Source organism: Microcoleus sp. Z1_A1 (assembly GCF_036700305.1).
Classification (GTDB): domain Bacteria; phylum Cyanobacteriota; class Cyanobacteriia; order Cyanobacteriales; family Microcoleaceae; genus Microcoleus.
The window spans coordinates 1-14,015 of sequence record NZ_JAUBOR010000080.1 but is presented as its reverse complement, the minus strand read 5'-3'; the positions used below and the strand labels follow the sequence as shown (position 1 = coordinate 14,015).

Sequence of the window (14,015 nt, the reverse complement as noted above, 5' to 3'; positions counted from 1 at the left end):
AGTCCGACAGTCCGACAGTCCGACAGTCCGACAGGGGTTGAAACCCCTGTCTCATAGCTAAAGTCGTCTGAAGACGACTGTAGATTAAGCTGCACTTATCGGAACTCCTCGCCCAACTGCTTGGTATTTCAGTCGTCTTTAGACGACTTGTGCTATTAGCCAGGGGTTTCAACCCCTGGCGGATTGTGGAATTATCAACGAGCCCTATGCCCTATGCCCTATGCCCTATGCCCCATGCCCTATGCCCTATGCCCTATTCCCCTTCCACCATTTTGCGATACTCCGGGGCCGAGAAAGCGTCGTCTGCTTCGCTGGGATTGTCAACGCGCACTTTCAGCAGCCACCCAGCGCCATAGGGGTCTTCGGCCAAATTTTCGGGAGACTCTATAATCTCATCATTGCGTTCTACGACGATACCGGTAACTGGTGCTTTCAAGTCTTCAACGGCTTTCACTGACTCGACTGTACCGAAAGCTTCGCCCTTTTCCAACCCTGCACCGACTTCGGGCAAATCTAGAAACACGATATCGCCGAGTTGGTCAACTGCAAAGGCACTAATGCCGATGGTGGCAATTTCGCCTTCGAGTCGGATGTATTCGTGGGTGTCTAGGTATTTCAAGTCATCGGGGTATGTTAGTGCCATGTCTTTTCTCGCAATAAAAAAGTATCAAGTAAATCTTAGTGAACTATGGGCATCTATTGATGACTAAGTGGAACAAAAAAAATATTAAACGCTTGCTTTTTGGAGAATTTTCTGTCAAAAGACTGATGCGCTCTATAATTTTTATTTACGCATTTCTATGTTTTTACGGTTTCTTTTTTTCAGAACGGCTAATTTTTCAACCTCCCCCATCTAGTCAGAGTGAGAACAGGGAAGTTATCAAAGTTAGCTCAGCTAATGGCGTGAAAATTTCTGCTGTTCATTTTCCTAACCCGCAAGCTAAATATACCATACTTTACAGTCACGGAAATGCGGAAGACTTGGAGGGGATTTTGTGGGTACTCAGAGAGATTCGAGATAGTGGCTTTGCTGTGTTTGCCTATGATTATCAAGGTTACGGCACGAGTCAGGGAAATCCTTCTGAGTATAATACTTATCGTGATATTGAGGCTGCTTACAATTATTTAACCCAACAGTTGGGAGTACCTGCAAACCAAATTATTCTTTACGGGCGTTCTGTGGGGGGTGGGCCGGCAATTGATTTGGCTTCGCGGCAAAAAGTCGGCGGTTTGGTGGTTGAAAGTTCCTTTGTTTCGGCTTTTCGGGTGTTGACGCGGATTCCGCTTTTACCCTTTGACAAGTTTGTGAATATTGATAAGATTGGCAAAGTTCGATCGCCTGTTTTGGTGATTCATGGTAAGGCTGATGAGGTGGTGCATTTTTGGCATGGAGAACAGTTGTTTGCCACCGCCAACGAGCCGAAAGTGAATTTTTGGGTTGATGGGGCCGGTCATAATGATTTGATGGATGTGGCGGGCGATCGCTATGCTGCAACTTTGCGACAATTTGCTAAGCTAGTAGATTAGTCTTCTTGACCAAGATGAGCAACGGGCTAGAAGCCCGTTCCACAAGAACTCAATCAGTCCTCGACGCACTCCTACTAAAGAAACCGGGTTTTTTACCGAATCTGCGGTCTACAACGAACTATTTTCGTAAAAAAACCCGGTTTCTGGGCCCAGGAGGTAAGTCCTGAATTAAGGCTTACCTACTTAATCTAACTGGGGCGGTTTTGCGATTTATAAAAGGGTTTTTTCACCACACTAGCCGGATAGTTTTTCCCGCGAATTTCGACTTCTAATTGCTGACCGATTTTAGCTAATTTTGCGGGAACAAATGCGAGGGCTACTGGCCGATTCAATGTAGGCGATAATGTACCGCTAGTAACTTCTCCTACTGTTTCGCCTTCAAATATTACCGGATAGCCGTGGCGCGCAATGTGCCGCCCCTGCATTTCTAACCCTACCAACCGCTTTGATACTCCACTCGCTTTCTGCTGTTCCAAAACTTCCCGCCCAATAAAATCGCCTTTGGTGTCGAGGTGAACTACCCAACCCAATCCAGCCTCTAAAGGTGTGATATTGTCGTCGATATCTTGACCGTAAAGAGCCATTGCTGCTTCTAAACGCAAGGTATCTCTCGCACCCAATCCGCAAGGAACAACGCCAGCAGCTAACAATTTTTGCCACAGTTCTTTTCCAACTTCGGCATCCACCATAATTTCAAACCCATCTTCGCCGGTGTAACCAGTTCTGGCGATAAAACTCGGCTGTCCCAACAGATTTGTTTCTAAGTGACCGAATGCCTTAATTGGTGCGAGATTGCCTTCTACAAAAGACTGGAGATAGTTAACAGCTTCTGGCCCTTGAATTGCTATTAAAACTTTATCTTCGGAGATGTCTGTAAAAGTGAGATCGCTCAATTCTAAGTGAGTGGTAATCCATGCTTTGTCTGCGATGCGAGTGGCGGCGTTGACAATGATTACTGCACGTTCTTCGCTAGTGATAGGGTCTGGTTCTTGGCAGTAGAAAATAATGTCGTCTAAGATGCAGCCTTTGGCATTTAGCAAGACTGTATATTGAGCTTGACCGGGTTGCAAGCGGCTCAAGTCTGAGGGTACTAAGGGTTGAAATTTTTCTCTTACTTGTTTCCCTCTCAAACCAAATTTTCCCATGTGGGAAATGTCGAACATTCCTGCTTGCTGGCGTACTGCTTGGTGTTCGCTGCTGATGCCTGCGTACTGTACTGCCATCTCCCACCCGGAAAAGGGCACCATTCGGGCTTTGAGTTCTAATGATAGGTCGTACAGAGGCGTGCGGGCAAGTTGGCTCGGACTCTCTGGATTGTTGGGTTCAGTTGACTTTGCCACTGGTAGCGCTTTGGTTGCGGGTAGACTGTTTTGATTTTACGGGAAAATTGGTTGTCGCGGTGTGTAGGGCGATCGAATTTAAGGACACCGCAATGCTGTTTAGGTACAAGTTGCGATCGAATTTAAGCACGCGCTGGTACTGTTTAGGTACAAATTAGGATACGGCAGTGCTGTATCCCTACTCTAATGTTTATGGAGAATAGCGGGCTCGAACCGCTGACCCCTACAATGCCATTGTAGTGCTCTACCAACTGAGCTAATTCCCCTTTCTTTTCGCGCTCTCAATCATGCCTTAACTGACCAATATTTGTCAAGCTTTTTGGGGAAATTAGTTTTGAGCCTTCGGCTGGCAAGGCTTTCGGCTTTTTTTCCACCAAACTCTCCTCGCTTCTGGACAATGGTCAATCGCCTACTATCATTTAGTAAGTGTGTTGGGATATTTCGCTCAAATGGCTCAAACAAGACCCCATGAGGAAGTAGACGACTAGCAGGGCGGCGGCTGATACCGCAACTAGGGTGCCGGCTAGCATTAGTGAAAATTCCCGTTGCGCGATCGCCTCCTGCATTAAGTGCAAAGACCAGGCAACGAGGGCAACGTCAATTATTAAAATAGGAACCAGCATAAGTTACGATTTGTAACAGCTTACCTATTGTAACAAAACTTTTCGCTCCGTGCAGATAAGCTCACCTGTATTTAACTTTTGCTGTCAAACCCGGAGGGAGCAGCGGAAAGCTAGTGAGAAAAAATGATAGCTTTCCTTGATAATTACAATATGCAAAGTAAATGAGAGCAAGCTCAGCTTTAGATGTGGCGTTTTTGACTCTTGAGCGATCGCTCACGCTTTTTTGAGGGGTCAGGGTGCGTTAGCGAAGCCCGCCCCTACGGGGGCTACGCCAACGAAGAGGATCGACCTTGGAGTATAACTGATTTGAGAGCAGAAGGTCTGAGCCGCTGTTGCACTTGGATGCTGTAAAATTAACTTTATTAATCTGCTTTTAAAAGATGACAAATCGCTCTACTCGCGCCCTTTTTCACAGCAAAACACTGAACACTGCTTTGCGTGCTTTTAGCTTTCCGCAAGATATGGAAGTGCGCCGCCAAAAATTGGGAACGTGGATTGCTGCACTTAAAATGGGTACGTTAGACGAAGTTAAAGAAGTTTCGCTGCACGGCAGTTTTATTAATGATATTTTTCAGGATATTTTGGGATATTGCTCGGTAATTCAAGGTGCGGGGAAAGCTTGGGAAATTAACGCGGAACAAACGATATCTGATGGCGGCGGTTCTGCTGACGGGGCGATCGGCTTTTTTACTGCTGCTGGCAATCCTAAAGGCAAAACCGTGTCCCTGCAAGGTAAAGTGATTGCTCCTATCGAACTCAAGGGAGCGAAAAATGATTTAGACCGTCCCGCATCTGGGCGATCGGAATCAGCAGTTGACCAAGGTTGGCGCTACGCTAATTATACACCGGATTGTCGCTGGATTATTGTCTCGAATTATCGAGAGTTGCGACTTTATCATACCAATAAAACTCCTGCTTATTACGAACAATTTTTTCTGGCTGACTTGGCGGATATTGAAGCTTTTAAGCGGTTTTACTTTCTGCTGTGTCGCCGCAATTTTTTGCCTAAAAACCAAGAGCAAACAGGTTCTGTTATTGACAGACTGTTAAAAGACTCTGACGAAGCTCAAGAAGAAATTACCAATAAATTATATCAAGAGTACAAAGCAATTCGACTCGCTCTCGTTAAACATTTTCGCTTTTCTGGGCCGCAGGATATCCCCAACCGCGATCGCGTACTCATCGAAAAAGCTCAAAAAACTTTAGACCGTGTTTTATTCATTGCTTTTTGTGAAGATAAAGGATTGCTGCCGCGAAACACCCTCAGCAACGCTCACGACCACAAAGACCAATACAATCCTAGATTAATTTGGGAAAATTATCAATCTGTATTTCGCTGGGTTGATGTGGGAAATGATGACCCTCCTGTACCGGGATACAACGGCGGTTTATTTAAATTTGATCCGGTTTTAGACGCACAATTGACTGTGCCAAATTCGTTATGCAGTCTGCTTAATAAGCTGACCAGATTTGATTTTGATACCGAAGTTTCTGTTGATATTTTGGGGCATATTTTCGAGCAGTCTGTTACAGATTTGGAAGAATTAAATGCTGAAACTGCCGGACAGGAATACAATCAGAAAAAAGGCAAGCGGAAAACTCAAGGTGTGTTTTACACGCCTGCTTATATTACTCAATATATTGTCGAGGTTTCTCTCGGTGGCTATTTGCAGCGGCGAGAGCAAGAATTGCGCGATTTATTCCTAATGGGCGAAGTTGCTGAAGAGTCGGTTCAGCCACCAAAGAAAACTGCAATTAAGTTTTGGAAAGCGTATCGAGACGAAGTGCTGCAAAAAACGCGCGTCATCGATCCGGCGTGCGGTTCGGGAGCTTTTTTGATTGCGGCTTTTGATTATTTGATGCAGCAGTACGAAAGAGTCGATCGCGAATTGAATGCTTTGGGCTGTAAGCCAAAAGACGGCAACTCGCTGGAATTTGACAGAAGCATTTTAAGCAACAACCTGTACGGCGTAGATTTGCTGCCGGAATCGGCGGAAATTACCAAACTTTCTCTGTGGTTGAAGACTGCCGAACCTGGTAAAACCCTGACGTATTTGGATGATAATATTAAAGCGGGAAACTCGCTCGTCGCTGACAGTAATGTAGCAGATACAGCGTTTGATTGGCAAGCTGAATTTCCCCAGATTTTTGCTGATGGCGGTTTTGATGTTGTCCTTGGCAATCCGCCTTACGTGCGGCAGGAGTTGCTATCTCCAATTAAACCATACTTGCAAGCAAATTATGAATCCTATAACGGCGTAGCAGACCTTTATACTTACTTTTATGAACTCGGATTAAACATTCTCAAACCGAAGGGAGTGCTTTCGTATATTGTCACAAATAAATGGCTGAGGTCTGGATACGGCGAACCTCTACGCAAGTTCTTTGCCAGTCAAGGTTTACTAGAGCAAATTATTGATTTCGGACACGCGCCAATTTTTGAGGAGGCTGATACTTTTCCCTGTATTGTCGCAGTCAGAAAACCTAACGCTTCTCTATGTATCTCTGAAACTGAAAGCGAGATTGAGCCAGGTAAATCTGAACCTAATTCGCCTGTGATTGTTTGTCCGGTTCCGCGCGAAGATATTGCTAATATCAACCTTACACAATACGTTCAACAACACGGTTATCAAATTTCGCGAAATCGTTTCACTGCGAATGCTTGGAGTCTGGAACCTCCGGCTGTTGATGAGTTGATGCAGAAAATTCAACGAGTGGGTTTTCCGCTAAAAGATTTTGCAGGGGTTAAGCCTTTATATGGCATAAAAACAGGATTTAACGAAGCTTTTTTGATTGATGAAGCTACTAAAAATAGTCTGGTTCAAGCAGACCCTAAATCCGCTGAAATCATCAAGCCTTATTTACGAGGTCAAGATATTAAACGCTGGAGTCCAGAGTGGGCAAATCTTTGGATTATTTTGCTGAAGTCTAGCAGCGATAGTGTATGGCCGTGGAGTAAAGCAAACGATCAAGCAGAGGAAATATTTGCACAAACATTTCCATCGGTATATAAGTATATGAAGCCGATGCAAGAAAAACTGTCTAAGCGTTCCGATCAAGGGCGTTACTGGTGGGAACTGCGATCGTGTGCCTACTATAACATTTTTCAAGAACCAAAAATTATCACTCAAGATTTGGCTACTTATTCTTGGTTTTGCATCCTCGATCAAGAGGTATACCCAGTGAATACTTGCTATCTATGGCCAACAGGAAATCTTTATATGCTTGGGTGGCTGTGTTCGCCAATAACTTGGTGGATTTGTCACCACATTTTGCAAAAAGGAATCAATGACACACTCCGAATGTTTAGAGAACAGGTAGAAACTTTACCCATCGCACCACCAACTGACTCAATTCGTGCCGAAGTCGAATTAATTGTCAGCCGTTTAATTGAAATTGCCAAAACTAATCAACAAACTCACCGAGATGTCTTGCACTGGCTGGAAATCACTTATTTAATTGATAAACTAGGACAAAAACTCGAAGATTTTTCTGCCCTTTCCTTTGCCGAGTTTGTAGCAGAAATCAGAAAGCGAATGCCGAAAACTAAATCATCCGATCCTCTCGGTGTTGCTGGACTAAAAGCAGTCCGCGAAACTTATAATGAATATGCACCGGCCATTCAATCTCGCAAAGCTGAGGCGTTGAGACTCGAACACCGTTTATCCGACTTAGTTAATCAAGCTTACGGATTGACACCGGAGGAAATAGATTTGATGTGGAAAACAGCACCTCCGCGAATGCCGATCGCCAGACTGATTTGATAGAATGTTATATTTTAGATTGTCAACCTTTGAGAAAGTCTAGAACAGTTTTGGATTGATTGCATTTATAATAAAACAACGATTAAAAGAGGAAAGCCAATGGTGACGAACCTAAATGTGGATACGGCACTGCTGCAAGAGGCGATCGAACTGGAACGAGAAATTGCGATCGAAACCTTAGTTGAAATCGCCTTGCGCGAATACATTCAACGCCGCAAACAGCCACAGAATCTCGAACTGAGCTTTGGAGAATCTCTCAGTGCATTTCGTGAAAAATATCAACTGCATGAACTGGGTTTAAATCCTGATGAAATTTGGGGAGATATTCGCGATCGAACTTTTGTAGGCCGCGAGGTCATCTTTGAATGACGCTGCGTTATTTACTCGATACCAATATTATCTCCGAACCTCTTCGTCCTCTTCCAAATGCCAATGTGATGACTCAACTAATGGAGGCAAAATCCACTGTTGCGATCGCCTCGATCGTTTGGCAAGAAGTTCTGCTAGGCTGCTATCGAATGCCAGACTCTAAGCGCCGCCGCGCGATCGAAGCCTATCTTCAGGAAGAAGTGAAAGTAAAATTACCAATTTTACCTTATACCCAAGAAGCGGCTGAGTGGTTCGCTAAAGAACGAGCCAGACTTATTCCGATCGGTCTTACACCGTCTTATGCTGATGGGCAAATTGCAGCGATCGCGAAAGTCAATAATCTGATTCTGGTGACACGAAATGTTGCTGATTATGCAAACTTTCAAGATTTGGCCATCGAAAACTGGTTTTCTTAAACTTCCTTCCTGCTTATTAAGCATCCATTGTGGTATAAATCTATCCCAGAAACGGGGTGAAGCATTTGGGCATAAAATCAAAGGAATGATTAAACCGCAGAGAGCGCAGAGGACGCTGAGGAAGAGAAGAGAGAGATGAAAAATTTCGATACCAAGGGATTGGATATGAAGATTAAAAAAGGGGCAACTCGCGTCGCCCCTCCTCTATTTAATCAATTGGAAAATTACACTTCCACAGCAATCTTTTGTTCCGAAGCCTCCGGCGAATTCGCTTCACTTGGCGGCACAACTTGCCAGAACTTAGGCAAATATTCCGACCAATTTGCTAAAATCTTCTCAGCTTTCTTGCTGCCGGTTCGATCGCGCTGAGCCTCAATCAACTCCTTCAATTGCGCCTCCCCAGCCGCCGTACAAACGCGCTGCATCTTCACAATCTCCCCGTTGACGTGAGCCGGGAAAGTCCCATCTTCATCGAGGAAATAAGCCAAGCCGCCCGTCATTCCAGCGCCGACGTTGCGGCCGACTTTTCCTAACACGACGATCGCGCCGCCCGTCATGTACTCGCAGCAGTGATCGCCCGCACCTTCAATGACTGCTTTCGCCATCGAGTTACGCACCGCAAACCTTTCGCCAGCTTTGCCCGCAGCCAACAGAGTTCCGCCCGTCGCACCGTACAAACAAGTGTTACCGACGATCGCATTTTCGGAAGCATCATAAGTCGCACCAGCCGGCGGTGCGATCGCGATTTCGCCGCCGTGCATCCCTTTACCAACGTAGTCGTTGGCTTGGCCTGACAGTACCAGCGTCATCCCTGGCAAATTGAACGCGCCGAAGCTTTGGCCCGCGCTACCAGTGAAGTTGAGGGTGATTTGACCGCTAAAGCCGGTGTTGCCGTGTTGCTGTGCGATCGCACCACTGATTCTTGCGCCTACAGTGCGATCGGTATTCACCAAGTTGACACTCTTGCTAACAGTGCCGTGATTGGCGATCGCACTTTGAATCTCAGCATCCGCCAGCAAATCATCGTCTAACACAGGCCCGTTGGTGTGTACGTCGCCGTGGATCAAGAAAGATCGATCGCTCTTAGTATCCGGTAACTTAGTCAAACAATCCAAATTAATCGCTTGGGTTTTAGTTAGTTGCACCCCCTCGCGCATTTTCAGCAAATCCGCGCGGCCGATGATATCTGCGATCGACTTATAACCCAATTTCGCCAGCAAACTCCGCACTTCTTGTGCTACGAAATAGAAGAAATTAACAACGTGTTCCGGCGTTCCGGGGAACCGTTTCCGCAAGTGTTCTTGTTGAGTTGTTACCCCCACCGGACAACTATTCATGTGGCAAACGCGAGCCATAATGCAGCCTTCTGCAATCATTGCCACCGTGCCGAAACCGTACTCTTCGCCGCCCATCAAAGCGCCTACAATCACGTCCCAGCCGCTTTTAAAGCCACCGTCAACGCGGAGCAAAACTCGATCGCGCAATTTATTTTCCATTAGCACCCGGTGAACTTCTGTCAATCCGAGTTCCCACGGAGAACCTGCGTGCTTAATCGAACTCAGTGGCGAAGCACCGGTGCCGCCGTCGTGACCGGAAATTTGAATCACATCAGCATTTGCCTTGGCGACACCGGCGGCTACAGTCCCGATGCCAACTTCCGACACCAACTTCACCGAAACTCCTGCTTTCGGATTGATTTGGTGCAAGTCAAAAATCAACTGTGCCAAATCCTCGATCGAATAAATATCGTGGTGAGGAGGAGGCGAAATCAGCGTGACACCCGGTTTCGATCGGCGCAAATAAGCAATGTACTCGCTCACTTTCGCCCCCGGCAATTGACCGCCTTCACCCGGTTTCGCACCTTGTGCGATTTTAATTTCGATTTGTTGGGCGTTCATCAGGTACTCAGGAGTCACCCCGAAACGCCCGGAAGCTACCTGTTTGATGGATGAAGAAGCTGTATCGCCGTTCTGCAAACCTTTTAAGTGAGGTAGCGTTTGTGAGAAACCTGCCTCGCTCACATCGTTTAGCACTTTGTAGCGCACCGGGTCTTCGCCGCCTTCGCCGGAGTTGGATTTGCCGCCGATGCGGTTCATCGCAATCGCGAGAGTTTCGTGGGCTTCCGGGGACAAGGCGCCGAGGGACATACCGCCGGTGGCGAACCGCTTGACAATATCTGCTACAGATTCTACGTCTTCGATGGGAATGGAAGGGCGATCGCTCTGGAAATCCAGCAAATCGCGCAAAGCCGTTACCGGGCGGTTTTCAAGCTGTTGCTTGTAAACCTCGTAGTGATCGTAAGCCGTTTCCGAATTTTTGACACCCATGGGTGTCATTTTTGGTTCGGCCCCGTTGCCATTACTGTTAGTCTGAGCCTTAAAAGTAGTCACAGCCTTGTGCAAAGCCTTCGCCATTTCCGGGCTGTTCATGTGATATTCACCACCACGGCGGTACTGCACGAAGCCGTAATTTTCCAGCTTTTTGAGGTGCAATTCTGGGAAAGCTTGACTGTGGAAAGACATTACCTCGTTAGCGAGTTCCGCCACAGTCAAACCGCCGATGCGAGAAACAGTGCCTTTGAAACCCAAATCTAGCAAATCACCGCCAATGCCGATCGCCTCAAAGATTTGCGCCCCCTGATAGCTAGCCAGCAGTGAAATCCCCATTTTCGACATAATCTTCAGCAAGCCGTTTTCCACCGCTGTGCGGTATCTAGCTTGAGCTTGTGTCACGGTAATATTGGGAACTTTGCCGTGCTGCATCAAATTTTGAGTCTTGGCGTCAGACCACCAGGCGCGCACGCTTTCCAAGGCCAGGTAAGGGCAAACAGCCACCGCCCCGTAACCCATCAAACAAGCGAAGTGGTGAGTGCTCCAACATTGGGCGGTATCGACAACTAGCGAAGTTTGCATCCGCAGCCCGACGCTAATTAAGTGGTGGTGAACCGCGCCAACTGCCAGGAAGGGCGGAATATAAGTACATTCAGCACTCAATCCCACAGAAGATTCGCCTTCTTCCTTCGATGGTCGATCGCTCAAAATCAGAATTCTCGAACCCTCGCGCACCGCTTCAGCCGCCTCTTGACAAAGTTGCTCGACTGCTGTTTTCAAACCAGAAGGCCCGGCAGAAATTTTGTAAAGCGTTGACAATTCGGTTGCGGTGAAAGACTTTTGGTCTTTCAAGAAAGATAGTTCAGCGTCGTTGAGTACGGGGGAATCAATTTTTAGCAGCTTGGCATTTTCCGGGATTGCTTGCAGTAAATTGCCCCGCAGGCCCACATTCATCGTCAGGGACATGACCATCCCCTCGCGCAGGGGGTCGATCGGCGGATTTGTGACTTGAGCGAACCGCTGTTTGAAATAGTTGTACAGCAACTGAGGCTTTTCTGACAATACAGCTAAGGGAGCGTCGTCGCCCATGCAGAAAGTCGGTTCTTTTCCAGAACTCGCCATCTCGACGATTACCATGTCCAAATCTTCGGCTGTGTAGCCAAAAGCAGTTTGGGTTGCTAACAGCGTTTGCGAGTCGAGGGTTGCTGTTTCGGCAAAAGGCTGCGGTTGCAAGATTTCGCGGTTTTGTTTCAGCCATTCGCCGTAGGGGTGCCGCTTAGCAATTCGCTGTTTTAGTTGCCAATTTTTGAGAATTTCCTTAGTTTGCAGGTCAACTGCAATCATTTGTCCGGGCCCCAAACGGCCTTTTTCGACAATATCTGCTTCGGGAATATCGACAACTCCGGCTTCGGAAGCGACAATTACCAAACCGTCTTTAGTAATGCAGTAGCGGGCCGGCCGCAAACCGTTGCGATCGAGCGTAGCACCTACTTGTTTGCCGTCGCTGAACACGAGCAGTGCGGGGCCGTCCCAAGGTTCTTGAATGCCACTGTAATACTCGTAAAAATCGACAATTTCTGGGTAGGGAGCCAAATCCGGCTGATTTTTGTAGGCTTCGGGTACCAGAATTGTCAGGGATTCTAGGGGGGTGCGGCCGGAGTGCACCAACAATTCCATCACGTTGTCCAAGTTGGCCGAATCGCTGCTTTCGGGATTGACAATTGGGTTGAACGTGTCGATATCAGCTTGAGTCCAATTCGGGTGAGATAAATTGGCTTGCCGCGCCTTCATCCAGGTAATATTGCCCAACAGCGTGTTAATTTCGCCGTTGTGTCCCAGCAAGCGCATCGGCTGGGCTAAGTGCCACCGGGGCATGGTGTTGGTGCTGAAGCGCCGGTGATAGACGGCAAAGGAGCTTTTATAAGCGGGATTTTTTAGGTCTGGGTAAAATTCTGCCAGTACGGCCGATCGCACCATGCCTTTATAGACGATCGTGCGGCAGGAAAAAGAGCAAGTATAAAAGTCTCGGCGGGTGAAGTTGGGGCGATTTGACAGCGCGTGTCCGATGGTGCGGCGCGCCAAAAATAGATGTTTGTCGAGTTCGTCTCCGGAAGCGTGCGGTGAACTGACTATTACTTGTTCAATTTGAGGTTGATTTTCTAGCGCTTGCTCGCCCAAAACCGATGGTACAATGGGAACTTGGCGCCATCCCAAAAGTTTCAGTCCGCGATCGGTCAGAACTTGCTCAACCACCTGTCGCGCTATAGTCGCTTGAAATTTATCTTGAGACAAAAACAGCATTCCCACGCCACAGTTTTCCCGTGCGGGAGGCACAATTCCCTGTTCGGCGAACCAAGTATCCAGCAATTCCCAAGGAATCGCGGTCATCAAACCCGCACCGTCGCCGGAATCTGAGTCAGCGCTGCAACCGCCGCGATGTTCCAGACAAGTTAAAGCTGGCAGCGCTTTTTCAATAATCGAGTGCGTAGCTTCGCCGCTTTGGTTGGCAATAAACCCCACACCGCAGGCATCTCTTTCTTCCACTAACCAGCTTTGGCCGGCGAATGGAGTTCCTCGCTCTGTTTGATGCACGTTTCTGTTTGGATCGATCGTGTTACCCATGTTGATTGAATGTTATTTCCGTGATTGTGTGGTTGATGTGTTTTTATAGCTCGGAGAGAGAAGGCTGCCGAGCGGTGGGAGCCTAGTAAACTTTAAAACAGCACATTGGAAGCTGATTGGATAAAAATTTACGTCGATGCTGCCTGTACTTAGCACTAAAACCCTGTTGGCAGATTTCAAATTATCTCGCTCGCATCGCCTCGGAGATGTCTCCTAGAATACCTTGCTGTTAAAAAGCTGTGATTCTTTGGGAAATCGCCGCCCTGCAACTATATACATTGCAGGCGATCTAGTTTTTTGTGTGGGTTTTTCCTGAGTTCGGAAGGGTAGCCTTGCGAACACAGGTAGATAGTAACTTTAGCGTAATTTTGCTTGCTGCGCTGTTGAGTTGCTTTCGTCAGCGCCCGCAGACACAAAAGCCACCTGCCCGCTAAGTCGGTAGGTGCAATGTAGCAGCGCGGTTCACAACTGGTGAAACCTGTCTTATTGTGAAGTCAACTCTCAAGCCGCGAACATCAAGTTTATCAAAAAATTGATAAAATTTCACCCATTACACTCAGAGTTGGGGTGCAAGTCTTGTCAGGGATGTTCAGAACCCTGGCTAAGATGCCTAGCCCAAAAAGGTTGACAATTTTCCCTAAGCCTATTTTGTATTTTTTTACCCACAAACTTTTTTGACACTTTATGGTCTACAGACGCGCTTGATTCTTGATTCGTTGAGGCGATTTGATGATGCAGATTTTATAACCGCAACCGTGTCGGAATTAATACCAAAACTCCTCGTTAATTGACTTAGCTAGGCCAGGATTTTTTCACTACAACAGTTCTCAATCTTGGCGATGTATGCCTTAGACTCTATGCCCACGGAGGCAAAGGCTCGCCGATCAAGCGTGCACATCATGTTACTGAGAATGGCTATATATTTTTCATTCTATTAATTAGGATCTCGAATTAAATAACTTACAATTTTAATTGTTATTGTGGGATGGGCTCTTATAGCCCGTCATGAGTGGACGGGCTATAA

General features: G+C 47.0%; 9 protein-coding genes and 1 tRNA gene. 5 read left to right on the top strand and 5 right to left on the bottom strand.

Translation table 11 applies throughout. The features are described 5' to 3' along the window. Window positions 1-253: 253 nt before the first annotated feature. Entirely contained in the window at window positions 254-643 is a 390-nt protein-coding gene (gene gcvH, locus QT973_RS26270) for a glycine cleavage system protein GcvH (protein WP_333338961.1), read from the bottom strand. A gap of 59 nt (window positions 644-702) precedes the next feature. On the opposite strand from gcvH, the gene QT973_RS26265 reads away from it, so the two are divergent. After that, window positions 703-1,527: an alpha/beta hydrolase gene (locus QT973_RS26265; RefSeq protein WP_333263524.1), complete on the top strand. Its 825-nt coding sequence runs from the start codon at window positions 703-705 to the stop codon at window positions 1,525-1,527. Window positions 1,528-1,715: 188 nt separating this feature from the next. Here the strand turns inward: QT973_RS26265 and gcvT are convergent, their stop codons facing one another. The 3 genes from gcvT to QT973_RS26250 all read right to left on the bottom strand — a co-directional run bounded on the left by gcvT (window position 1,716) and on the right by QT973_RS26250 (window position 3,490). After that, window positions 1,716-2,867 (bottom strand): glycine cleavage system aminomethyltransferase GcvT, encoded by a 1,152-nt coding sequence (gcvT, locus tag QT973_RS26260; RefSeq protein ID WP_333233811.1) that lies wholly within the window; start codon window positions 2,865-2,867, stop codon window positions 1,716-1,718. Between the two features lie 193 nt (window positions 2,868-3,060). Then, a tRNA-Ala gene (locus QT973_RS26255) sits at window positions 3,061-3,133 on the bottom strand. A 153-nt stretch (window positions 3,134-3,286) separates the two neighbouring features. Then, window positions 3,287-3,490, bottom strand: a complete 204-nt coding sequence (locus tag QT973_RS26250; RefSeq protein WP_333058474.1) for a hypothetical protein — start codon at window positions 3,488-3,490, stop codon at window positions 3,287-3,289. Between the two features lie 201 nt (window positions 3,491-3,691). On the opposite strand from QT973_RS26250, the gene QT973_RS26245 reads away from it, so the two are divergent. The 4 genes from QT973_RS26245 to QT973_RS26230 all read left to right on the top strand — a co-directional run bounded on the left by QT973_RS26245 (window position 3,692) and on the right by QT973_RS26230 (window position 8,039). Then, window positions 3,692-3,841: a hypothetical protein gene (locus QT973_RS26245; protein WP_333392524.1), complete on the top strand. Its 150-nt coding sequence runs from the start codon at window positions 3,692-3,694 to the stop codon at window positions 3,839-3,841. Between the two features lie 29 nt (window positions 3,842-3,870). Next, the gene (locus tag QT973_RS26240; protein WP_333392522.1) at window positions 3,871-7,254 is read left to right on the top strand and encodes an Eco57I restriction-modification methylase domain-containing protein; all 3,384 of its coding nucleotides are present in this window, start codon (window positions 3,871-3,873) and stop codon (window positions 7,252-7,254) included. A 99-nt stretch (window positions 7,255-7,353) separates the two neighbouring features. Continuing rightward, entirely contained in the window at window positions 7,354-7,623 is a 270-nt protein-coding gene (locus QT973_RS26235) for a type II toxin-antitoxin system VapB family antitoxin (protein ID WP_333212256.1), read from the top strand. Beyond that, a complete protein-coding gene (locus QT973_RS26230) occupies window positions 7,620-8,039 on the top strand; it encodes a type II toxin-antitoxin system VapC family toxin (RefSeq protein WP_333392520.1) in 420 nt (139 codons plus the stop codon). Before QT973_RS26235 ends, QT973_RS26230 begins: the two co-directional genes overlap by 4 nt. Window positions 8,040-8,263: 224 nt before the next feature. Here QT973_RS26230 and QT973_RS26225 read toward each other — a convergent pair whose 3' ends face one another. Further along, window positions 8,264-12,991 (bottom strand): glutamate synthase-related protein, encoded by a 4,728-nt coding sequence (locus tag QT973_RS26225; RefSeq protein ID WP_333392518.1) that lies wholly within the window; start codon window positions 12,989-12,991, stop codon window positions 8,264-8,266. Window positions 12,992-14,015 lie beyond the last annotated feature (1,024 nt).

Excerpts from the sequence above, each read along its gene's own strand:
- QT973_RS26230 (WP_333392520.1), top strand. The coding sequence starts at position 7,620 with ATGACGCTGCGTTATTTACTCGATACCAATATTATCTCCGAACCTCTT.
- QT973_RS26265 (WP_333263524.1), top strand. The coding sequence starts at position 703 with ATGACTAAGTGGAACAAAAAAAATATTAAACGCTTGCTTTTTGGAGAA.
- QT973_RS26250 (WP_333058474.1), bottom strand. The coding sequence starts at position 3,490 with ATGCTGGTTCCTATTTTAATAATTGACGTTGCCCTCGTTGCCTGGTCT.
- gcvH (WP_333338961.1), bottom strand. The coding sequence starts at position 643 with ATGGCACTAACATACCCCGATGACTTGAAATACCTAGACACCCACGAA.
- QT973_RS26225 (WP_333392518.1), bottom strand. The coding sequence starts at position 12,991 with ATGGGTAACACGATCGATCCAAACAGAAACGTGCATCAAACAGAGCGA.
- QT973_RS26240 (WP_333392522.1), top strand. The coding sequence starts at position 3,871 with ATGACAAATCGCTCTACTCGCGCCCTTTTTCACAGCAAAACACTGAAC.
- QT973_RS26235 (WP_333212256.1), top strand. The coding sequence starts at position 7,354 with ATGGTGACGAACCTAAATGTGGATACGGCACTGCTGCAAGAGGCGATC.